This window comes from Mesorhizobium sp. 01N446, assembly GCF_056399285.1.
Genome location: NZ_JBFTRA010000002.1, coordinates 93,602 through 115,246 on the forward strand (window position 1 = coordinate 93,602; position 21,645 = coordinate 115,246).

General features: G+C 58.3%; 24 protein-coding genes and 3 pseudogenes. 9 read left to right on the top strand and 18 right to left on the bottom strand.

The features are described from left to right. Positions 1-607: 607 nt before the first annotated feature. Positions 608-973, bottom strand: coding sequence for a hypothetical protein (locus AC1DPX_RS08670; protein WP_477235920.1), 366 nt, complete (start codon positions 971-973; stop codon positions 608-610). Between the two features lie 191 nt (positions 974-1,164). Here AC1DPX_RS08670 and AC1DPX_RS08675 point away from each other — a divergent pair, with 191 nt between their 5' ends. The 4 genes and pseudogenes from AC1DPX_RS08675 (at position 1,165) to AC1DPX_RS08690 (ending at position 3,434) form a co-directional block, all read left to right on the top strand. After that, on the top strand, positions 1,165-1,425 hold the full coding sequence (locus tag AC1DPX_RS08675) for a helix-turn-helix domain-containing protein (protein WP_477237469.1): 261 nt from the start codon (positions 1,165-1,167) through the stop codon (positions 1,423-1,425). Between the two features lie 238 nt (positions 1,426-1,663). Further along, positions 1,664-1,913, top strand: a pseudogene (locus AC1DPX_RS08680) (GlsB/YeaQ/YmgE family stress response membrane protein). A gap of 244 nt (positions 1,914-2,157) precedes the next feature. Continuing rightward, positions 2,158-2,751 (top strand): BA14K family protein, encoded by a 594-nt coding sequence (locus AC1DPX_RS08685; protein ID WP_477235922.1) that lies wholly within the window; start codon positions 2,158-2,160, stop codon positions 2,749-2,751. A gap of 485 nt (positions 2,752-3,236) precedes the next feature. Continuing rightward, complete coding sequence (locus tag AC1DPX_RS08690) at positions 3,237-3,434, top strand: hypothetical protein (RefSeq protein WP_477235924.1); 198 nt, start codon at positions 3,237-3,239, stop codon at positions 3,432-3,434. Between the two features lie 375 nt (positions 3,435-3,809). Here the strand turns inward: AC1DPX_RS08690 and AC1DPX_RS08695 are convergent, their stop codons facing one another. The 4 genes from AC1DPX_RS08695 to AC1DPX_RS08710 all read right to left on the bottom strand — a co-directional run bounded on the left by AC1DPX_RS08695 (position 3,810) and on the right by AC1DPX_RS08710 (position 5,807). After that, the gene (locus AC1DPX_RS08695) at positions 3,810-4,163 is read right to left on the bottom strand and encodes a hypothetical protein (protein WP_477235926.1); all 354 of its coding nucleotides are present in this window, start codon (positions 4,161-4,163) and stop codon (positions 3,810-3,812) included. A 124-nt stretch (positions 4,164-4,287) separates the two neighbouring features. Next, positions 4,288-4,497 carry a hypothetical protein gene (locus AC1DPX_RS08700; protein WP_477235928.1) on the bottom strand — a complete coding sequence of 70 codons (210 nt, stop codon included), beginning with the start codon at positions 4,495-4,497 and terminating at the stop codon, positions 4,288-4,290. Between the two features lie 493 nt (positions 4,498-4,990). After that, positions 4,991-5,254, bottom strand: coding sequence for a hypothetical protein (locus AC1DPX_RS08705; protein WP_477235930.1), 264 nt, complete (start codon positions 5,252-5,254; stop codon positions 4,991-4,993). A gap of 31 nt (positions 5,255-5,285) precedes the next feature. Continuing rightward, entirely contained in the window at positions 5,286-5,807 is a 522-nt protein-coding gene (locus AC1DPX_RS08710; RefSeq protein ID WP_477235932.1) for a hypothetical protein, read from the bottom strand. Between the two features lie 208 nt (positions 5,808-6,015). Between AC1DPX_RS08710 and AC1DPX_RS08715 the strand changes: the two genes are divergently transcribed. Further along, complete coding sequence (locus AC1DPX_RS08715; RefSeq protein WP_477235934.1) at positions 6,016-6,321, top strand: DUF1236 domain-containing protein; 306 nt, start codon at positions 6,016-6,018, stop codon at positions 6,319-6,321. A 435-nt stretch (positions 6,322-6,756) separates the two neighbouring features. Here AC1DPX_RS08715 and AC1DPX_RS08720 read toward each other — a convergent pair whose 3' ends face one another. Then, the gene (locus tag AC1DPX_RS08720) at positions 6,757-8,328 is read right to left on the bottom strand and encodes a TadE/TadG family type IV pilus assembly protein (protein WP_477235936.1); all 1,572 of its coding nucleotides are present in this window, start codon (positions 8,326-8,328) and stop codon (positions 6,757-6,759) included. Positions 8,329-9,192: 864 nt separating this feature from the next. Here AC1DPX_RS08720 and AC1DPX_RS08725 point away from each other — a divergent pair. Together AC1DPX_RS08725 and AC1DPX_RS08730 are read left to right on the top strand one after the other, a co-directional pair. Then, positions 9,193-9,798: a hypothetical protein gene (locus AC1DPX_RS08725; protein ID WP_477235938.1), complete on the top strand. Its 606-nt coding sequence runs from the start codon at positions 9,193-9,195 to the stop codon at positions 9,796-9,798. 792 nt (positions 9,799-10,590) lie between these two features. Continuing rightward, positions 10,591-10,857: a hypothetical protein gene (locus tag AC1DPX_RS08730; RefSeq protein ID WP_477235940.1), complete on the top strand. Its 267-nt coding sequence runs from the start codon at positions 10,591-10,593 to the stop codon at positions 10,855-10,857. 573 nt (positions 10,858-11,430) lie between these two features. On the opposite strand, the gene AC1DPX_RS08735 is transcribed toward AC1DPX_RS08730, so the two are convergent. Continuing rightward, a complete protein-coding gene (locus AC1DPX_RS08735; RefSeq protein ID WP_477237471.1) occupies positions 11,431-12,720 on the bottom strand; it encodes an NRAMP family divalent metal transporter in 1,290 nt (429 codons plus the stop codon). A 295-nt stretch (positions 12,721-13,015) separates the two neighbouring features. On the opposite strand from AC1DPX_RS08735, the pseudogene AC1DPX_RS08740 reads away from it, so the two are divergent. After that, a pseudogene (locus AC1DPX_RS08740) lies at positions 13,016-13,182 on the top strand (MBL fold metallo-hydrolase); the annotation flags it as partial. Between the two features lie 379 nt (positions 13,183-13,561). Here the strand turns inward: AC1DPX_RS08740 and AC1DPX_RS08745 are convergent. The 3 genes from AC1DPX_RS08745 to AC1DPX_RS08755 all read right to left on the bottom strand — a co-directional run bounded on the left by AC1DPX_RS08745 (position 13,562) and on the right by AC1DPX_RS08755 (position 15,993). Next, a complete protein-coding gene (locus AC1DPX_RS08745) occupies positions 13,562-14,179 on the bottom strand; it encodes a DUF2062 domain-containing protein (RefSeq protein ID WP_477235942.1) in 618 nt (205 codons plus the stop codon). A gap of 306 nt (positions 14,180-14,485) precedes the next feature. Then, positions 14,486-14,890: an MAPEG family protein gene (locus AC1DPX_RS08750; protein ID WP_477235944.1), complete on the bottom strand. Its 405-nt coding sequence runs from the start codon at positions 14,888-14,890 to the stop codon at positions 14,486-14,488. An 80-nt stretch (positions 14,891-14,970) separates the two neighbouring features. After that, positions 14,971-15,993, bottom strand: a complete 1,023-nt coding sequence (locus AC1DPX_RS08755) for an IS110 family RNA-guided transposase (RefSeq protein WP_477235946.1) — start codon at positions 15,991-15,993, stop codon at positions 14,971-14,973. Between the two features lie 409 nt (positions 15,994-16,402). Between AC1DPX_RS08755 and AC1DPX_RS08760 the strand changes: the two are divergent. Further along, positions 16,403-16,813 (top strand): annotated as a pseudogene (locus AC1DPX_RS08760) (phosphatase PAP2 family protein); the annotation flags it as partial. 108 nt (positions 16,814-16,921) lie between these two features. Here the strand turns inward: AC1DPX_RS08760 and AC1DPX_RS08765 are convergent. The 8 genes from AC1DPX_RS08765 to AC1DPX_RS08800 form a co-directional block, all read right to left on the bottom strand. After that, on the bottom strand, positions 16,922-17,923 hold the full coding sequence (locus tag AC1DPX_RS08765) for a YihY/virulence factor BrkB family protein (protein WP_477235947.1): 1,002 nt from the start codon (positions 17,921-17,923) through the stop codon (positions 16,922-16,924). Between the two features lie 107 nt (positions 17,924-18,030). Next, on the bottom strand, positions 18,031-18,240 hold the full coding sequence (locus tag AC1DPX_RS08770) for a hypothetical protein (protein ID WP_477235949.1): 210 nt from the start codon (positions 18,238-18,240) through the stop codon (positions 18,031-18,033). Continuing rightward, positions 18,230-18,640 (bottom strand): DUF4112 domain-containing protein, encoded by a 411-nt coding sequence (locus tag AC1DPX_RS08775; RefSeq protein ID WP_441935508.1) that lies wholly within the window; start codon positions 18,638-18,640, stop codon positions 18,230-18,232. The genes AC1DPX_RS08770 and AC1DPX_RS08775 overlap by 11 nt, the downstream gene beginning before the upstream one ends. A gap of 25 nt (positions 18,641-18,665) precedes the next feature. Then, entirely contained in the window at positions 18,666-19,151 is a 486-nt protein-coding gene (locus tag AC1DPX_RS08780) for a YidB family protein (protein ID WP_477235951.1), read from the bottom strand. A 126-nt stretch (positions 19,152-19,277) separates the two neighbouring features. Next, the gene (locus tag AC1DPX_RS08785; protein WP_477235953.1) at positions 19,278-19,820 is read right to left on the bottom strand and encodes a dihydrofolate reductase family protein; all 543 of its coding nucleotides are present in this window, start codon (positions 19,818-19,820) and stop codon (positions 19,278-19,280) included. Positions 19,821-19,928: 108 nt separating this feature from the next. Further along, entirely contained in the window at positions 19,929-20,576 is a 648-nt protein-coding gene (locus AC1DPX_RS08790) for a hypothetical protein (protein ID WP_441935514.1), read from the bottom strand. After that, entirely contained in the window at positions 20,557-20,970 is a 414-nt protein-coding gene (locus AC1DPX_RS08795) for a phage holin family protein (protein ID WP_477235955.1), read from the bottom strand. Before AC1DPX_RS08795 ends, AC1DPX_RS08790 begins: the two co-directional genes overlap by 20 nt. A 16-nt stretch (positions 20,971-20,986) precedes the next feature. Continuing rightward, positions 20,987-21,502: a hypothetical protein gene (locus AC1DPX_RS08800; RefSeq protein ID WP_477235957.1), complete on the bottom strand. Its 516-nt coding sequence runs from the start codon at positions 21,500-21,502 to the stop codon at positions 20,987-20,989. Positions 21,503-21,645 lie beyond the last annotated feature (143 nt).

The window sequence follows — 21,645 nt, forward strand, 5'->3', positions numbered from 1 at the left end:
AGGTCCACCTCATACCAGCTCCAACTCGTTCACCGTCCGAGTTGAACGATTTGGTATCGAGGTGGGTTTCGGATCAGCGCGCGGACAGACTGTCGCAGTCGCGCACGAGAGCCTGGATAGGGCGGGCGAGCGGCTCGTTCACTCACTTCTCGACGGCAGATTCATCGACCTCCGCCTCCATCTGATCACTAACCGACGTGCCCTTGACTGCACCGTCTAGCGGTACGCCGTCGAAGCCTTGCAGCCAGGCGTCGCGCCACTATTCCCAGTCTTCGGGCACCGCACGTTCTTTGCCGTCCTTGCATGACTGCGCCATACATCCAGGCAATGAATTCGTGCCGCAGACCCTCCTCTCCGCGTAAGCGCCTTACCCGGCCGATGATGCCCGGCGTCACCCATTGCGTCGCCGGCCGCTTCATGCCCTTCGGCGCCGTGCCGGCATGCTCCTGAACGCGCTTCCACGGCCTGTCGCGCACCGCGCTTTTGGAATTGATGAAGGCAGACCCGATGTATTTACCTTTGGTTCGGTCGGCCATCAGTTGGTCGTCAGTGCAACCAAATTCCGGCTTTGACGCAAGGGCGTACGACGCCAATGTCTCAACCGCATCTACAAGCGCGACGCCGTCCGCAAGCACAGCCCCGACGACGAATTCGTTCGCGGCGGTCGAAACAAAACGCTGACGGAAATGCCCATCAACAAGATCCGTGGGGAGGACCTGATGGTACAACGGTTTATGGCGCTGCCGACGCCAATGTTGGCAAAATTCGCGATGTGGTCCTCACCGGTAATAAGAAAATCGATGCCGTCATTATGCTGCGAAAGGCCGTCTTCAGCGAATTCCAGCCGCAATGCGTTCACCTGAGTTTTTGCTGGCGAAAGAGCAGCCTTCCATCGATCGCCGCCAGGCTGTTGCTCGCCGCCTACAGTTTCAATTATCCAGGCGGAGGCGAGCGTTAATGTGGCTCGGAACATGTATGGCACGGGCTCCTCGCGCGCGACTGACCGAGATTATTCTCCTCGGACCATGGATATCGAAAAGTATTGGGCCGCATTGTTCGCCCAAGTCCGATTGTCCCAAAGCCACGCCTGCTTGTCGGAATGGCACGCTTAAAATGCAGAAGGTCAAGGGGAACATTTTAGCCATATTGAATGTTCGTGTCCCTATGGACAGACGAAACCCAATCTCAGCAGCTCAATTGAGAGCAGCACGATCCCTATTGAACTGGTCGCGCGTGCGACTTGGCGCAAAAGCAAATCTTAGCGAAATGGCAATCAGCGATTTTGAGAACGGCGTTAGGACACCGCGCCCGCACAATGTCATGGCTATACGCCAAGCGATCGAGGACGCCGGAATCGTCTTCACTGATGAAGGAACTCCCTCGATCGGACCCACTGGTGAGACCGGTCTCGCCACCAATCGATAGAATGTTTAGCTAACGCCAGCAGAATCAAGGCCGACCCAGACAGTTTCCCCCCGCGAGAGGCAGGTTGTGTGGCAGCCTCCTATCTCGGAGATGCGGCGACAGGTGACGTCTCGGCCTATATGGTGTTGCGCACCAACGCGACCGGGCCTGATTGCAGCTCAGTAACTCACCCAGGAACTTTTTTCGTTTGTCGCACGTTTTCCCGCCGAACCAATTTCGGTTCCAGTGAAGGGGAAATATGGAAAATCCGGGCGTAGGTTGGGTAGCGGCTATCGTCATCGGCGGTATCGCCGGCTGGCTCGCCGAGATGTTCATGAAAAGCAACATGGGCGCTTATGAACATCATTTTGGGTATCGTCGGCGCCATCGTCGCCAACGTCCTTCTGGGGCTTCTGGGCGTGTCATTGACCGGCTGGATTGGCTATCTTGTCGCCGGCTTCATCGGTGCATGTATTTTGATTGCCGTGGCCCGAATGATTAAACGCTGAACCAACAATCGACAGCGTATTCGCCTCTGTGTGATTGAAGCGCGTGGTCTCTGCGATTACGCGCTTTTTCACATCTCCCATGCGACGCCTGCCCCTCAGTTTCACTCGCAATCCTGAAGCGGGCGCATCGGCGCTTACGCGGGCGCATCGACACCCCGCTCCAGTTGCCGACCCTTGCCATGTGCTCGTGCTCTGGAACCAGTCTTCATGCTCCGCATTCTATTGGCTGGGGCTCAAGGAGTGTATGATGAAAGCGGGTTTGGCACTGGTCGGAGGCTTCGTTCTGACCCTTGCGGTCTTCGCCAGCGGGCTGGCTTTCGCTGCCTGGCTGATTGTCGCCAAGCCCGTGCCTCAGGCAAGCCCCGCCAACAGTGTCTCGCAGCTTTGGACCAAGGATGCACAGCCAGTGGACAAGGCCGCCCTAGGCCTGGAGCGCGTGGCCGCCGTGCAACCTGCGGTACCCGACGCTGCCGCTAGGGTGCAGGCGCCCCCGACGAAGACAGGCGCGGTGGCGCCGGACGCCGGCGAGCAGCAGGCCGCCCTGCCGCCTGCCCATGTCGGCTGGTGCGCCGACCGCTATCGCTCCTATAATCCCCACGACAACAGTTACAGGTCCTATGGAGGACAGCAGCGGCCCTGCGTGTCGCCCTATCTCGACATCGCGGCCGCGCAGCCAGCCGAAGCCAGCTATGTCGAAGGCGGCGCCAGCCCTCTGGTTGCAACAGCGGACCTTTCGAACGACCACGTCCAATCTTGCTTCAGCCGGTACAGGTCCTACCGTCCCGAAGACAATAGCTACCAGCCCTATTCCGGAGGGCCTAGGCGCCAGTGCGAATAGGCGCGGCGCTGTGATCTACCCTCTCTGAAATCGACCCGTGCCACTTGCCTGCGAGGTCGCCGTCGGGACGCCCGCATCGGATGCGAGACACGACCTTTTGCCTCGCCCATATCCACCAGAGAGCCAATTTGGCAAGTATTGAAATCAAACTCTGACGGAAATTTATTTGGAAGCGGCGGCACCGGCCGACATGGGCCTGTTATGATTGGACCACTTAGCCCGTCCAAGTGCCAAGCCCACACCCCGCTGGCGGATGTGGCGGGCGCGGGAGGTCTCGCTATTCCCTCGTCGAAACCGGCCTGTGAATTCGATAGATCTTTATCCTGGAACAACCGTCGCTCCGTGCTATTTCCGACGCACCGTATCCCGCTCCGTCAACCTCAGACCATCATGTTGACGTTGCGCCCATTGGGGTACAACATCAGGGTGCGCGTGGTAGTGTGTTAAAATCGAGCGGTATGCTTCGGATATCGGTGAAACCTCGAATGAGAAACTATCGCGTAGACGAAATGGAAGATGACAACGTGCGCAAGACTCATGCAATAAAAGCGCCCACTCCGTTCAAAGCTGCGGGAAAAGTCCTTGGCCAAAACGTGAAGCTGACCAAGCAGCCTGGAGGCGACTGGGTAAGGGTTTCCGACGAAGAGAAGGGGCTGGTTTTCAGCTACATTGCCACGTTGTGATATCATGCCGGGTGCTCCACTGCGATGTGAACGGGGACGCCCGAACCGAGCTGTCGGTCCATCGGTATCGGCAAGTGACAGTCGAGGGCAATTTACAAAAATGTAAATTCGGCTAGGTCCTGGTGGACGGCGCTGCTGTCGCCGGCAGCAATTGTCCTGTAATCGCGGCGTGGTCGATCATCCTCGCCGATCATAGTGAATTGCTAGCTCAGCAAGTCTGATACCGGCGCCGCCCTTTCCAAAGCGCTCTGCACTTTCGTCTCGGGCTCCCGCGCTGACGAGGAGTCGGGGACCGCGCCGCTCCATATGGATCATGTTTCGCCCGACCACTCGGCTAGCTGTTGATTCAGAGGCGCCAGCGCCCGGGTCGCTGGATTAAAGAATGATCCCGCCGCGCTGGCACAACTCGACCACTTGTGCGTGTTTTTCCGCGTCCTCGCCGAGGAGGACGAGCTTGAAGCGGCCGCCAGGTTCCATGGCTCCGATAAAGGGAGTGGAGCCGCTACTTTTCTTCACGAACCCACACACATTCACCAAGCCGTTACGGGTCTTAGTGGCCTGCAGGCTCGATAGTTCGGCCGACAATGAAACCCCTCGCACGCCGGTTTCGACGGTTTTCACCTCCGCTTGTGAAAGCGGGTAGAATTCTCCGTGCTCGATATCGACCGCATAGGCCGCCGCGCTACCAGCCGCGAGTAGGATGCCTGCAAGAAGAATTCGACGAAACATTTGCAACTCCAACCATGCGGCAACCGGCGGCACGGACAAGATTTAGGCTGCGAGGCTTATCTCATTGGCCTGCCGGAAGGACGCGGACGCCGGGCCGGCGTCCCGCAAAACAGGGTGGCGCTGCTCAGCCGCCGCCATGTAAAAAACCACCGCCGCCCGCCAAGCTAAAAACAACCGTGCCATCGTGTTTGCGAACTTCCACCGCCATGATGCCGTCATTCTGCTGCCGAGCAGCGAACGACATCTGCGCATGATCCCGGGCGTCTTTCTCGGCATCGAAGCGCTGCTTTTCGACGACGCCTTGTTGCCCGTACCAAATCACTGTGAAGACCATCGTTACGCTCCCGGTCCGAGCGCGAAACTATGCGCCATGTCGCTGGATGGGTCTACAGTGGGCTGGTGCTGCCAACCCTGTCGAGGCAACGAACTCATGTCGCTTTGTGAAGGCCGGCACCGAAGGGTGGTATATCTTTGGTCCAGCGCCGACTACGAAGACAATTTTCTGAAGAGGCGAGATAGCATTTTCTCGGGTTCTCACGAATATGATCCCATAGTGCTTATCCAAACCAGCCAAACGTAAGGGTGGCCATCAAAACCGCGATCACGATTGAGAGGGGCACAGCGACGAACAGTCCTGCCTCAAGAAATCGTGTCTCTTTGTCACTGAACATCGGGCCTCCCTTATTCACCTTCGGCGAATGCTAGGAAGCTGCGACCCGTGATACGGTTCCGTGCGCCACCTTACAAATTCGTATGACTTCGCCGCCGCCGTCTTTCCCGTCGCCGAAGGGTCTTTCCCTGGGATGCGTCGCTCACCTACAAGAACGCTACGACCTGGTCCTGCCGAACCCCGCCCTGTCGCCGCCATCTACACCAACGCGTAGCCCGCGCTGCGATCCGACAAAAAGGATGTGGTCCGCCAGTTTGTAGTCACCGAATTCCAGCACGATCCGGATCTCAGCGCGCCGACCACTGACTGCGACAAGGTAGCGCTCACGCAGGAAAAGGATGTCAGCACAGCAAAGCTGCATGGTCTTCGCTGCGATTGGAACCGTCTGGAGAAACGAATGCCGGTGCGGGAACAGCGACATCTGCGGCGTCGATTGCACCTGCGTCCGGACTCTAAATGAGCAATGCGTAGCCAGTATCTGGATTCCGCCGGAAGAGCATTCCAGACATGAATACGTGATCATCACGCCCGCTATGAGCGCTCGACGATGAACGATTGGGAGCACATACCCATCCCGCAAAATGAGTCCTTATTCGTTGCCAGACCAAGAACGGCTGCGTGTGGCCAACGAACTCGACCTTAATAGAGCAATCATAGTGAGGCCGCGTCATCGTCGTATTCGATGCATCTGGTTTGCTTGCACTCTCGTTATCCAGTTCGGATCGGTTGCGTGCTGTCTTAGATGAACCAGTGGGTTTGCTCGGTCGCGTATGCTGGCTGACAATCTTCGTTTTTTCTCGATTGGATGAGGTACCAGTTGCTGCGAGTTTCTTGAGTGTACTCTGCGTCAGATGCTCCTCAAGCTCCTCGACCTCGACCCAGTCGTTAAGCAGTGCTTGCACCGCGCGGCTATAGAGGCCGGCGTTCTTGGCTGCGGCGCTTCGCGCTGCTTTCGCTGAGATGGGCGATCTCAAGGCCTCCGTTCCTTCTCAGTGGGCTGTTGCAACGGCCGGCTAGGGTCCACCATGAATGCTGCATGCCGGGCGGTGATTCCTCTGATGGACCGCTTAGCACCTCGTGCACCTCCTGAAGGGATCGAGTGCTGACGGGAACAAAAGGGCAGCGGGCACCTTATATTCGCGGCGCCTAACGTAAGCGCCATAAAGCGGAAAGGAGACAAAGATGAAAAAGTATCTGATCACTGTAGCGACCGGCGCCATGCTGGTGTCGGGATTTGGCGCGGCAATGGCCGACACCATCATCGTGAAGCCGGAGGACCAGAAGGTATACCGAGAATATGTCCACAAGAACCCGATTGCCTCTATCAAACTTCCCGGCGTCGAGCTGAATGTTGGCACGAAACTTGACGACAAGGTGGAACTGCGCGAGGTGCCAAACGAGCGTTACCGCTACACTGTCATCGACGGAAGAACGGTGTTGGTTGATCCCGACACCCATCAGATCGTCCAGGTGTATGACGCAGACTGATCTGCTGCAGCCTAGCGAAACTCCGATGAGAGCCCGCCGCCGGAGCAAAACTGGCCGCGGGCTTTTGCACGAAGCGCCACGATACCGATTCGGCGAAAGGGGAGATCCTTTGTGATAGTCTCGGCACGCCGGCCGAAGTGGTGACCATGCGATACCGGATAATCGGATTGCCGAGCGTTCAGGGCGTCGCGCGCCAGGACCATCGCCTTCAGCGCGTCGATCGTGTGGAGGCTTGTCAGCAGTCATCGCCATGACCGGATCAGATTGACGGGCTGCCCCCCGACAACGGGACCCGGATGGGTTCACTTCGTCGTGGTTCAGGGTGGAATCAATCACGTAAGGCGGTACGTTATCCTTCATACACGGTGTCGCCTTCGGTCAATGGTCGCAAGCGCGTCGGTGGCTACCACTCGAGCACACCAATGCGAGGTGAACTCAGTTGACGAGTTGCAAAGCGGTGAATTTTCCTGCGATTTCTTGAAACACGTTCGGCAATTTGCTGGGGTCATTGACGGCGTAATAGTCAATTGGATCGCTAGCGCACTTTCCATACAGCGTCCGGTTGGCCGCCGTGTCCGATTGCAGGGTAATCGTATAGATCTGAACTTGCTGAGCCTTCAGTTTCTGGCACACGTCAAGGGTCCACCGATCCACCGTGCGCGCGGCATCTGTCTGATTGCTGGACCCGAAGCGGCCGGACGAAAGAAAGCCGTACGAGGTATAGTCCGACTTCTCCGGTTCGTCGCTGGCGCCAAAGACAACATTCTCGCCATCCGTCAGCAGCACGACAATCTTGCTCGTGTTGGGAGACTTCCATGCGGCCCCGTCTGTGTAAGGTGGGTCCGGCGACAAAACACGCATACCCCAGGAGAGCCCTTCAGAGACATTAGTGCCAGAGCCATTCCATTCTTGCATTTGGGCGGCAGCAGTGCGCAACTTGTCGAAGTCGGTGGTCAACGGGACCACTGGGGTTGGGCAGGCACGGTTAGGCCCGACTGTGAGCGGCCCCTTTTTATCATTGATTTTTTTGGCCTTGGGATTCTTGTATTTCGCAATTTTCTTGTCTTTTCCTTTCTTGTCCGTGCCGTCCTGGACGTCATCGGAGAGATAGGAGTTGTTGTAGACCTTGGTGTCGTTGCCATAGCTCGCCGATGGATCCGTGGCATCGCCGGGATCATCAGGAGCGAGGTAGGGCACGAACAAGGTGTCGCCATCAGATTGGTTTGGCGTAACATCGGAGATGCCAGCATTTCCTGGACGTGCTTCGACACAGCCTTTCCAGCCTGTGCCTTTCCAACCAGTCCCCTCTGCCAAGTCCTTGAACAGGTTCATGTGATTGACGCGATTGCCGTCTGGCAGCAGAGGGACGTTCACTCCGTTGTTGGGCGACTTGCCATCCATGTCGATCCAGGATGGGTCAAACTCGTCGCCATTGATGTTGACGGCGGTGACAAACGGGACAAGTGCAGCAGTCACCTTCCGGCTCGGTGACGTTGCTGCCTCCAGGTTGTCGAGCAGTGCTTTGGCAGCGTCGCGCAGCGCCTTGATCTTTGGCCCTGCCATAGATCCGGTGTTGTCCAAGACCATTACGACTTCGAGGTTGTTGGTGGCCTCTACCGCCCCCGCGTCAACCTCGATGTGCTGGTTGGCCCCGAATAGGAAGGCGAAATTCAGGGCTACATCGGCGGATGCGACGGCTTTGGTCTTGACGTAATTTAGACCTTTGTCCACGGAAAGCGTGACTTTCGCGTTCAAGAGCTCGCGATGATTGGCGACGTTCACCTGAAAATAGCGATCGAAAGCTTGCCGACGATCTGCTTCGCCGTCCGACAGATGCGATGACGCAAGGGTCGCCGTGTCCAGCGAATTCTGCAGGTTGACCTTTGCCCGCATGATGGTGGAGACATCGATCGCGAAGCCGACTGCCGCCAGAATAGCAGGCAACGCCAAGCCCATTAAAATTGCAAAATTACCCGTCTGGGAACGCCAGAATTCCTTGAGAAACATATCAACCCCCGCCGTCTCTGTCTTTTTGAGCCAGCTTGGTTGATGGAAAGTTGAGAGCTGTAGACGACGGGACAAAAACCACTTGGGTGGTTAAAAAGATATTCGGTCGAACCTTCCAATCGGGGTGCACTTTCCACCTTCCTGCCGGATTGCAAGCCCGCGGCGCCGCCGCCCGGGCGACCACTCAACTGCATCATCCGTCAGCTGGCGGATTGGCTCGAAAGGCTCGTGTTCCGAGTTACGGAATCATAGAAGTCGGCGGCCCAGACCAGAACAGCCTGCTTCTGGCCGCGGAGCTTTAATTGGACGGTGCATTGTAGGGACAACGAGACTTCGGAAATGATCTAATCACCGCCAACGTGAGGTGAAGTTCATCAGATGCCCGGTTGGCCTCGACCGGCATTTCCACCCCCAGACTTCGCCCGCTGCCGAGAGGCGCCGGGCTTTGTTTGCGCCAGGGGGATGCCGGGCTTTCAATACAGCAAGTCTGCGAACTGAAATTCGAACACTCTCCCGCTGCTCTCATTGGTCACTTCGAGGAAGTAGTCTCCCGATCGGTGGAGCGTTACGGAGCGACCCGTCGCCTGTTCGGCCGCGCGGTATGACGTGGGTGCCTCAGCGCGATATACCGCTATCACCTGTCCCGCCAAAAATTCTCGAAGTTGATACGCCACGGGTGGGCCTCGCTTCGAATCAATGATCGGGTGTATTTCGCCTTTAATCTAAATATTAGACATATCTGATATAAAAAAGAAGTCGTCTTTTGACGAAAGCTTTTCCGTTAAGCACCCGAGAAGCTCTGCCTATCGTTATTAGCTCACAGTCGAATTTCCGGCTGTCGAAGCAACGCAACAGGAGAGTGCCATGAAATCTTTCGTGAGGACCTTCGCCAGGACTCTGGCTAGCAGTGCATTCGTTATTGCAATTTCATTTCCCGTGAACGCTGGCGGAATCGGCGTGGGCGCTGGGGCATCCGTCGGCGGCAGCGGTGGCGTACATGCCGGCGTTGGCGCCTCTGTCGGCGGAGCTGGTGGCATCGGCGTTGGAGCCGGGGCATCCATTGGCGGGGCGGGCGGCGCTAACGCCGGAGCCGGCGCCAACGTCGGCGGATCTAATGGCGTGAGCGCTGGTCTCGGCGCTTCTGTCGGCGGCAGCAACGGCGTGAATGCCGGGGTTGGAGCCAATGTTGGCGGCACAGGCGGGATCACCGCTGGGTTGGGGGCCGACGTCGGCGGCACAAGCGGTGTGGGCCTGGGTGTAGGTGTTGGCATTGGTGGAACAAATCCGAGCACCCCGTCAAACCCAAGCAATCCTTCAACTCCGACCAATCCTGGCTTGCCGAACAGGGTTGCCCAGATGTCGGACACCCAAATCGCGCGGATGAAGAAGCGCTGCGTCGATGTTCTGAGCAGTTCAGGCACTTATGACCGGGATCTTCGCCAGCTCTGCCTATTGATCGCTCGTCGATAGCAGCTACGGGACTGCACAAGCTTTCCGCGAGGCCTTTACGCTCTCCTGGCCTCGGTCGGTGAGATGCCCGCCACCTGAGGTGGCGGGCTTCTTTCATTTATGGCATGGAAATTCAATCACCTCGGCTGTCGGCTCTGGCTCGAGCGGCTCATGCCCCCGGCTCTTCAAGCCGCGAATCGCGCTGAGCGACCCTGCGGCCACAGTTCGGGCAATTGTAGAAACGCCCCTCTTCGCGGATCAGATCGTGCCCGTGCAGCGCGCCAGGGATCGGGGGTCCGGGGTCTAACAGCTTCGTCATGGCTATCGAATTCAATTCGTATAAAATGTTCCGGGAGCTATTTTAGCACATGCTCATTGAATTGCGATTTCGTGTTCGAGCACCTGCATGCGTCTGAAATTCGTCCCGCCATTGATGCCCATGATGGTCGAGCAGCCTCAGAAGGCGCTCGTATTCCGACATTGATGACGGCGTGCGCACCTTCACACGCAATGGCATCAACTGGACACACAAATACCGAAGTTTTGCCGGCGCAAAGGGCCTCGGCGTTGAGAATGCTATCGTCGTCTTGAATGGCTTCCTTCAGTCGAGCGCCAGCGACGCTGACGCCGCGCTTACCGTGCCGAGTGTGTCTTGAGGGAAGCCGAAGCCGGCACCGGGGCTTACGGCCGGGATCATCCCGATGAGGACGCCGTCGACCTTGCCGAAGCCGCCCTGCGGGGCAGCGCCCGCGAACTGGGCAGTGTTGGAAACGATCTCCTGTTTTCGTCGTTTGGAATGACAGTTGCGTACACATGGACATTGCTCATTACTCCTTCGGTATTGGGGCAAGTGAAATGGGGGCGCCGGGACATGGCGAGTGCGAAGTATTACGTTTTCAAAGAAGGGAACCGCTGGAAGGTCCGTTACGAGACGGCACCGAGTACGATTATATATCGAACGTCGCCGCCGCCGTAGCAGCCATCAAGGCAGCAAGAAGTGCCGCTTCGTATGGCTACGAGGCAGAGGTTTTACTGCAAGGGGTAGACATGAAATGGCGCACTGAATGGGCGAGTGAATAGCGGCGCTCACGGTTCTTTCGAGTCATTTGTAAACGATCCAGCTACGATAATATTTTCTTGCGGACCGATCAGGTCGTAAGGTTGTGGGCGGATCTGAAACAACGAGGACAGCCCTGCGATGCACCGTCTATAACATAACAAGCCGAATCGATCAGAACGTGTATGCCAAAGCTGCGCGTTTTCCTTTGGCCATTAGGCGTGCATGAGCGCCACGCGCTTTCAATGATCGTCGATTGCAGCACTCGCTGGCCGCGGCACTCGAACGTCAGGGCTTACTTTTTGCGGAACGTTACGTCGCCTTGCCGCATGTTGCCGATAGCTTCGTAGCCGGCTGCCTGCCATGCCTTGCATTGGACGTGGAGCGTCCTCTTGACGTCCTCGTTCGCCCACCACGGGCCGTTGCTTCGAGCCGCTCGCGGCAAAGGCAACAATCTGGTCGACCTCATCGAACGTCAATGTGATCACAGCTCCCGTCTGAGCCGCGAGATAGTCGCGTAGCGCGTCATACTTGGACATAGCCCGTTGTAGACCAGCGCGGAAATTCGGCAACGTCCCATCTTCATGGCCGGGCCGTTACAAGACAAGCTGCATGACCATCACCGCCGCCGCTGCCGCCATTACAGCGGTTGCAACCCAGCCAATGACACGCATGACCAGCGGCACGGTCACTTTGCCCATCACGTCGCTCCGCGCCGTCATCAGCATCATCACCGCCATGACCGGCACAGCCACTATGCCGTTGACCACGGCGCTCCAGTACAGCGCCTTGAAGGGGTTGATCGGCGTGAAATTGAGGCCCACGCCAATGATCGTTGCGACGGCTATCGTGGCGTAAAAGGCTTCGGCTGCCAGCGGCTCGCGTTCGAGGCCTACGGGCCACTTTCGCGCCTCGCCGAGAGCGTAGCCTGCCGAACCAGCAAGGACCGGGATGGCGAGCAGCCCCGTCCCAATGACGCCGAGAGCGAAAATGGCGAAGGCGAAGACGCCGGCGACTGGCCGTAGGGCTTCGGCTGCTTGGCTTGTGGACTCGATGTCCGTAATCCCTTTGGCGTGGAGAGTGGCGCCAGCCGTGATCATGATGGCAAGGGCGACGATGTTGGAAAATGCCATGCCGACATAGGTGTCGAGCCGGATGCGCTCGATGGCATTCTGCGCCTGCTCAGGCGCTTTCTTCAACGGCTCGCGCTTGGGCTTGGCCTTCTGGTCTTCGACCTCCTGAGAGGCCTGCCAGAAGAAGAGGTAAGGGCTGATGGTGGTGCCGAAAATTGCGACGACCGCCGTCCAGAACGACGAATCAAGCTTGAATTTGGGAATGATCAGGCCTTGGGCGACCTCGCCCCACGGCACATGCACGAACAGGACGGTGCCAAAATAGGCGAACAGCGAAAGGGTCAGCCATTTCAGGATGGAGACGTAACGGCTATATTTGAGGAACACCTGCAGCAAGACGGAGATGGCGCCAAACAGGATAACGTAGAGCAACGCGGGGCCGCCAATGATGAGTTTCAGTGCATCGCCCATGGCACCGAGATCGGCGCCGATGTTGATGATGTTAGCGATGAGGAGCAGCACGACGACCGACTGCAGCAGCCAGTTTGGATAGTACTCGCGCATGTTGCCGGCGATACCGCGCCCGGTGGTGCGGCCGATGCGGGCACTGATTTCCTGTACGACCGACATCAGCGGATAGCTGAAAACCATCGTCCAGAGCAGGCCGAACCCGAACTGAGCGCCAGCCTGGGAATAGGTAGCGATCCCGCTCGGATCATCGTCAGAGGCGCCAGTAATAAGGCCAGGACCGAGGACCCCAAGCAGCCGTGGCTTCGAAGGTCCAACGACCGATTTACGTGTTTTCGTGCTCATGACGCCTCCCCTGCCCAGTTGCGTTAGTAACTCCGCATGTTCGGAAAAGCTCCACTCCAGCCTGCCATAGAACCATCTGCAAAAAATCAGGGCGCAGCCGCCGCAAAGCTGGGGGCCGGCTATGGTAAGGTTGGGGTAGCCGGGAAACGTCCGCTCCAAGATCAATACGCTAAGGGTACTGGCCAGCGCGATTGCAGCGGCAGCCCCGGTCAAGCGCGCAACATGCGGTGGTCGACGTTGTAATGATCGCCTGATTGCAGGGAGTGCCGCCATGCGGCAGGGGCGGCGTCGCAGTCCACCGGATGACTTTGATTGGGCGCTGAACGCGGTTGTGGTGAGTAGCGCGATCGGACGATCCTGATTGACGCCGGGCTCGGGCTGGATCCCGAATTGAACTTTCCCCCGAGCTGGGCAGCTGATCAACTCGAGAACGCCGGCCTCGATGTTGGGACCGTGACCGACCAATAGCCCACCTGCCTGCGGTGTCCGATGTCTCACATTGGGCCGGAACCGGCCGGTCCGCTATCGGGGCGAGTTCGGCGGATAGCTGCCATTCGGCAGACGACCTCTGAGCGTACGTTGATGCGAGTTGCATGCATAAAGATGCCCCCGGGGCCCTGATGGGGGTTCTCAGATAGCGCTGTCTGTACAGGGAGCTTCATGAGCGTCTATCGGCCTGACATCGCGCCAAACAGACAGGGTGGGGCGTTCATCAATAAAAGTGCGGCGAGGAACCCATGACGGAGGCTCCAGGATATCCGGGCCGCCAATTGTAGGGAAGCCCTTATAGCGGCGATATTGCCGACGAGCGGACGCATTTCTACAGCTGCCATACCCGCAATCACCCTCCAGAGCGGCGATGTCGAGTGGGCAGAGGGGGTGATAACACGATGTCTTCCTGCTGCCGGAGCAGGCTCCCCTTTTCAGCCAGTCGCTTGCGCCTCTGTTCGCGGAAGGCTGTCATGCCATAGCGGGTGATGCCGTAGAACAACAGGCCAAAAATCAGCCCGAGTGGCACCGCGCCGCACAGCATGGGCTTTAAGACCGGTGCCCACAATTGCGAAATTGAAAGGGTCTGCAACATCTCACTCAGATGGGCTGGCCGTTCATGACTTTGCATGTGGCCGTGCAACATGATCTTGCCAGTCTCCCAAGTCGCTCCCAGAACAAACGGGAGGGTCAGCGGATTGCCAAAGACAAATGTTCCTAGCCCTGCCGCCACCATGTTTCCTGAAATCAGCCAGCACACTATGGCGGCAATGGCGAAATGAGACCCTAGTGGAAAGAAAGACGCGAAAACCCCAGCCGCCACCCCAGCCGCGACGGCGTTTGGAGTGGCTTTCAGACGGAGGATACGCTTTGAAACATACTGAAACGATCGCGAGAAGGAGCGGCGCGGCCACATATAAATGCGCAATCGCTCGAAGAGATCATCAGGATTTCGGCGTCTAAAGAGCACTCTCTTGCCCGCTTCAAACGCGGTCGGTTGAACGGATGGACCTCGTCTCTGAAAAACGCAGCCTGTGCTGCTTTGTTCCGAATTTGCTGATCAACCGGGTGTCCGAAAGCGCAAGTGCGGATAGTCGGGCAACAGTCGGAAAAAACCCAGACTGAGAACGCGGGATAGTTTTGTAGTTGAATGGGTAGAGCGTCTGGTTATCGGCATTCCGCCAATCCGCTAACCCGCCCCTACGTCGGGCGCCCCGTTTTTCGGCTCCTGCGCAATGCGCCACTGGCCGCTGGGCTTCTGAAGTGGCAGCACCTTTCACCTCAACAGCGCCCAGGACCAATACGCACCAATTACCATTTGCACAGCGAACGCAGTGAACCTGAGACTGACTGCGACCTGGGTCGTGGAGATGAGGTGAACTATCGATTGAACTATTCGCGCGCCTAACAGTGTAGAGGCCAGCGTATCCGTGACATCTGTCTTTGAAATAATGATCGCGACTCCGAGCAGACCTCCGAAAATTGGAAGCCCTTCTATGCAGTTGGCGTGGGCGCGGGCTAACCTCTGCATAAAGGGGGAAAGAGCCGCGTTATCTGGCGTAAAGCCGTTTGCTGCGACCTTTCCAGAGATCACCAAATACGTACGGATCACTTCCATCACGATCAGCAGTCCCAGTGCCCACGAGATGAATCCAGTCAATGCAAACGCAGTCGCCGACATATGCCGTCCCCGTTGCTAGCAGTCTCGGTCGTCGTAACCAACCAACTAGTCTACCGCTATGCGTTGGTGGAGGCCAATGGCTATGCGATGACCGGCTCCCTGTAGCGCTCGCCGCCGGTCATCAATGCCCAGACCATGCGGGCTGTCTTGTTAGCCAGCGCAACCGCCGCGACCTTGGTCGTTCGTCGTGCCATCAACTGCACGAGCCAGGGCCGCCTGGTTCCGTTCCGCTCGGCGTAGCGAATGACTGCCATCGCCCCGACGACGAGCAACTGTCGCAGGTAGCGATTGCCGGCCTTGGAGATGCTGCCGAGCTTCTCCTTGCCCCCGCTAGAGTTCTGCTTCGGCACGAGTCCGATCCAAGCCGAGAGGCATCGCCCCGACTTGAACGCGTGCGGATCGGCGACGGTCGCAACGAACGCACTCGGCAGCAGCGGGCCAACACCCGGAATCTCCATCAACCTGCGACCCAGTTCGGTCTCTCGCGCACTCGCACGGACCCGGCGATCGTTTTCGAGGATCTGTTCCTTCACGACACGAAGCTGTGCTTCCAGCATCCTCAGGCAAAGCCGTGCGTCGGCCGGTATCCTGGCATCGTTCTCGTTGTTGATGACCACGAGAAGTTGCTCAATTCCATTACGCCCGATCGGCGCCGCGACCCCGAACTCGGATAGGTGCGCCCGCAACGCGTTCGATATCTGTGTCCGCTGGCGGTTGAGCATCAATCGAACCCGGTGCAGCATCATCACACTCTGCTGCTCGGGCGACTTCACCGGCACGAAGCGCATCGTCGGTCTTGTCACGGCCTCGCAGATCGCCTCTGCATCTGCAGCATCATTCTTCTGCCGCTTCAGATAAGGCTTCACATACTGTGCCGGCAGCAGCCGCACATCGTGGCCACGCGCGATTAGCTCGCGAGCCCAATAATGCGACGAACTGCACGCCTCGATCCCTACAAGGCATCGCTGCAAACTCTCGAAGAACGGCAGCACACGCCCACGCGTCAACTTCCTGCGAACTGCAACCTCCCCAGCCGCATCCACGCCGTGGACTTGAAACACGGACTTCGCAATATCCAGACCGATTGTCGTAACGTTGCTCATCATAGCGCTCCTCCAGCTCTAATCCCGCGATCATACCGCAGGAAGGGAGGAGAGCCGTCCACCGCATCAAAAGCGGAACGTCCGCTATTGGGAAATTTCGATGTGCAAAGCGCAGTTAGGACGAGCACTCTTCGATCACACATCGAAGGCCGTGTAGAAGGCACGTGTGGCTTCACGGGATGTCATAGCGTTCTGAAGCTTCACGCCTAGCCGTCACCCCGACGGCTGCCGCTGCAGCTGCGAACGGTGGCACCGCCGACATCCATCCAATCGAAGATAGGTTCATGTACACCCGGACCTCGCCGCCCCGATGGCCATTCCCTGGGTGCGATGTGGATTGACCTTTCCGCACTGCCTTCGAGCGACAAGGCGGACTGACATTTACGGACCCAGCATGGAGGAGGAGGATCTCCTCCTGATCCATAGGCGCGCTCTCGCCGCCTTGATGGCAGTATCGGTGGTCGGCGGCGAGCTACTCGGCACGATGCTCAAGAAGAGCTTCGACCGGCCTAGACCGGACATACCCCACGTCACGCAGGTGTTCACAGCGAGCTTCCCGAGCGGGCATGCAATGCTTTCAGCAATTACCTTCCTCACCTTGGGAGCCTTGCTTGCCCGCGCAAATGAGGATCTGCGCCTTAAAGCCTATTTCATGGCGCTCGCTGTATTCCTGACGGTGGCCGTGGGCGTGAGCCGCGTCTATCTCGCGGTCCACTATCCCACGGATGTCCTGGCAGGATGGTGCATCGGGTCTGGCTGGGCAATCTTGTGCTGGACGGTCGCTCTGCGGATTCAGCAGAACAACCGAATTCGTCGATGAAGGGTTTTGGCGCTCATCAACCAAAGTGCGAAGCGGGTGGTTCCCTGCACGGAATATGTCCGCCCGGGTGCCGAACTGGTCGTTAGGGATCGCCAGCCTATCGCCTGGTCAGCGTCGAAGACCCAGCATCAAGGTGGTCAGTGTTGCGCTCGCGCATGCCACCGCAAACAGCACGACAACGCCAGCAGAGTTGGACTTTTGCACTGCGCGCAATGCGACGACCTGTGTTGCAGGCAAAGCACTGTGAACCACCGCATCCAGATCGGGTCTGCTGCCATGTCGAACGGAATAGGCGCGAGTGATTTCCGCACCGAGGAGAAAGATTTCCGCCGAGTAGTAAACCCAGAGCAGAATGACGAGCAGCCCGCCGGCGGCCCCATAGGAGGAAGCGATCGCGCTGGAGCCGATATACCAACCGATAAGCGATTTGCCGAGCGTGAACAGGGCAGCGGTCACAACAGCGCCAATCCCGACATCGCGCCATTCCAGGGTTCGATCAGGCAGGATCTTGTAGATGGCAGCGAACATGGCTGCGATCAGAACAAATGAAACAACCGCATTGATCACGCTGAGGACGATTGTGCCCAACGGCAGCTGAGCGTTGATGATGTTGCCCAGTGCCAAGATCGCCGCGCTCGCCACGAGAGAGACGAGCAACATGAAACCAAGTGCCCCGACCAGTCCTAGACTTGCGGCGCGTGCGCGCACCAGGCGCGACAACGAACTGCCCTGCGCTTCGACCTTCCAGATTGTGTTCAACGACTGCTGCATTTCGCCAAAGACCCCGGAAGCGGTCACGAGCAAGGTGATGATGCCAATGACCGCCGCCCAGGTGCCGGATGATTTTCCGGATGCGCTCTCTAGCGCGGTTCGAAGGAGATTTGCGCTCTCTGGACCCATCAGGCCCGAGATCTGAGCAGACAAAGCCAATTGCGCGGCTTCATGACCGAAGGCAAGACCTGCGATTGCCACCACGATAAGCAGAATTGGCGCCAACGATGTGGTGGCGTAAAAAGCCATTGCCGCGCCATGGCTAAGAGCATTGTCGTTTACAAAGCCAACGACGCTTTCTCGCATCAGGGCCCATGTATCCATCATCGCGCGTCGCATCTTGTGCCCCGTTCTGCATTGCCGTTCACTAGCAATGCAGTAGCGATTGCGACGTTCCGCTGGCGAGCGTCGCCAAGTTTTTGCAGGCCGCCAACTGAAATGACGCCTTACTGCACCTGATCAGCCGCTTCCACCGTTGGCCCCGAGCGTGGTGTTTTGCTCTCTTCAGCCACAACCAGCAAGGCTTCAAGCGTCAACGCGATGCCTGACATCAACGCGGCGATATCGGTGTTACCATCAGGCGTCGCCAACTCGGCAGCTCGGGCTTGCATGAGCGCGCGGTGATCGATCAACTTCTGTCTTAGATTATCGTCCATGTCGTTCTCTCCGGCTTTGGAGGTGACGGCGAAGCAGTCTGACGTTGCGATTGTTCGCCTTGAAATAAACGTCGAAGATTGAGCCGAGAATGGGAACGCTTCCTACGACCGTATCAAGCAGCACGTTTCCCAGCATGCGGGCGACGAGGCCGTTTCCAGCACCGCAGTTTCTGGCACGCAAAACGATGTAGGCCGAGACTACGCCCGTTGCGGCGTCTCCGAGGACGGGCACCAAACCCACGAGGGCATCCAGTCCAAAGCGAATTGATGTGCCCGGAATGAGCCAACCGGAATCGAGCAGTGCGGCCAACAAGTCTAACTCTGCAATGACTTTGTCGGTCTCGGCGCCACCATATCCATGCCTGTTCATCCCAACTGCCGGGCCTGCACGAATGGACATGGCTCCTCTGGATCGTGCCATAATCCTAGCGATCGCTTTGACCGGCTGAGGCCCGGGTCGTGCGCGGAGGCACGTCGTCAAGCAGCGTCGTCTCGTCGTTGCCTTCCGCAGGTGGCAATTCACCATTTGGCGTCATCTTGCTGACTGCCTCAGGCAAATCTCGAGTGATCCTTCTGATAAGTTCCTCGCGCGAAAGGCCGGTCTGCATCGAGAGTGCTGTCAACGTGTTTTCGTCCAGCGCTGCTTCCACCTCATTTGGCTTGATCGGCTCATTCGGCCCTGTGCCAACCCAAGAATCGACCTTTGATCCAGCCCCCGCCCCTCTAAACCGGTCAAGTATGTCGCCAAGCGCGGTCCCCGAGACGCCTTTGGAGATCTGATCCAGAATCCCGTCCTGCGTATCGTTTGGGTTACGCTCGCCCGCTTTACGGATCATGTCGCCGAGCTTGTCGCGATTTTGGTATGCCAGGACGCCAAGCATCGCGATCGCCAATTTACCCAGATTTGCCATTGCTACCTCCACGGTTCACAGGAGAAGGGCTAAACCCCACAAAAGTTCCGCCAGCGACGACCTTAAGCACACACTTCTATGATGCGACCTTGACGGTCTGGGTGCTTGGCCGGGCGACGGTCGTGGTCACTGTGGCTGGTACAAGTGAAGTGTGGTCCCGCTCGCGTAAGTTGTAGAGGCGAGGACTTCGAGGTGAAGTGCCTCCGGCAGATCGCGGAACATTGGCTTGCCGCCTCCATAGACAACCGGCCGCGTCACCACGACGTATTCGTTGACGAGTCCAGTTTGCGACAGCGACTGGGCAAAGCTGGCTCCGCCCCAGGCAATGATCTCCCCGCCTGCTTGTTTGCGTAATGCAGCGATTTCGTCGGTGAGGCTTCCGCGCGCAATGGAGCTTTCGGGCCAGTTGGCTGCCTGAAGCGTCTTGGAGAACACAACTTTGGGGATTTCATTCATCGGCGCGGCGTAGTCGTCCGTGGAGGTCGGCCAAAAGGAGGCCATCTGTTCATAGGTCACCCGGCCCATGATGTGCGTTCCGGCGGGCCGAATGCGCTCAAGTTTCCAGCGCTTCAGCTCTGCCGGTTCAGCCACCGCGCCGACGGCTATTCCGGCCGGCGCAACGACGAAACCGTCGATCGAGGCAGTCATGATCAGTACGACCTTGCGCATGTCTGTCCTCCCAATAAAGCGCCCAACGTCGTGATTGGGATGCGTATTCGCCGGACTTTGAACATGATCTCGCGATCACGGGCTTTTCCCAGGGCTAGATGACAACAGTCAGGTATTGCTACCGTCGTCCGGCTTGCGCATGTAATCGCTCATCGCCGCCATGATAGCCAGGAAAGCGGCAGAGTACCGTGCGAAGCCAAAGGCCTGCGCAGCCGCCACTTTCGCGCCATGCGAGTGCTGCCTGACGAATTCAGCAGCTGCGGTCTGAACTTCGGCTCCAGCCTTTCCGAACAACGAACGTTCCTTGTCCGTCGGCTCGAACGCCTGGCCGATCGCGCGGCCAATCAATAGCCCTCCGGCAGACGCGGCTAGCGCCTTGCCCCGATCAAGGTTCGTGACAGCCCTGTTGGGTGGCGCTGAGTAACGGATCGACGCCGCGTCCGCATGCTCGCCGCTCCCGAAGTTCTTCGGGGCCTCTTCGACATCAGCCCCGCCGTGAGAACTTCTCCTACCGGCATCGAAGACCGCGACAGCACCCAGGGCCACTGCGGCCGCTGTGCCGCCATTGTCCTTGATGGCATCGGAAACACCACCAACGACGTTTGCCACTTTTTGCTTGGCATAGTTGGTTGTCACCTCGACCAGGTGCCGAGGTTGCAGTCTACGGCTTAGCTCGCTGATCGGCTCAAACAGCGCCTGCCGCTCGGCCCGGCTTTGCACCATGATGTCGCGGATTTCATCGTTGAGTTGAGCCAAAGCGCACCCCCTGCTTCAATGCAGCAAGATCGCTGCGCACCTGGTTGACGGTCTCGCCCGGCGTAATGGTCCATCCAATCAGCGCGCGCCTGGCTAGATGAAGGGACAGCAGACCACCGCCGACAAGGGCTATGCCGACGATCAGACACGCAAACATCGCGCCGACGCCAAAATGGATCATTGCCAGGATTAGAAACTGGACAAGCGCGAAAGCGGCCAACACAAAGAAGAGCACCGCCACAACTCCGCATGCTCCCGAAGACGCGATCGTCGAGGCCTTGCCCCGCATTTCCGCCTCTAGCAGGCGCAGATCGAGCCGCATCAACGAAGCGAACTGACCGAACGCTTCATTGACTACGGTCCCGAACGGACGGCGATCGACACCATCATCCATCTGGCAAGCCCTTCTGTCAGGACCGATCGGAGCTTCGCATAATCCGGGTCAGCATCACGCCGGCGAGGATACCGACGCCGAAAAAGGCGGCGGGCTGGCGCTGCGCGAATTTCGTGACCGAATCGAACAGTTCGCCGACGTTGCGATCCCGGATGTCGGTCGAGATTCGCTCCACGCCTTCCGCCGCGCTGCGAACCATGCCTGCGACCTGCGGCGACTGCTTTTCGATACCGTCCGCGGCCTCCTTGACGGAATGCGCGATGTTGGCGATCGCGTCTGCGCCAGCGGTCTTGTTCGACTCGACGGCTTCCTTGAACGCACCGGCAGCGTCGGCCGCTACAGAGCCGGCATAATCCTTTGCGTCGGTCGATACGGAGGCGGCCGCATTTTTCAGATTCGTCGCGGTTTCCGCCGCACTCGTCTTCAATTTGCCGATGGCTTCGGCGCGTTTGCCGGCGCGCTCGGCATTCGTCTGCAGATCGTCTCCAGCAAAATCGGATCCGCCAAAATCGTTGGTGTTCAGCGTGTTCATGGGGTCATCCTCCTGTTGTTCGAGTTGAACTCCGCGAGCACCTTGCGGTTCCTAGCGTCGACGAATTTTCTTGCTGGAGGGGGCTGACACCGGATGATTGCCACCGAACAGGCGTGGACAAGTGCGGGCGCAGTTTCCAACGC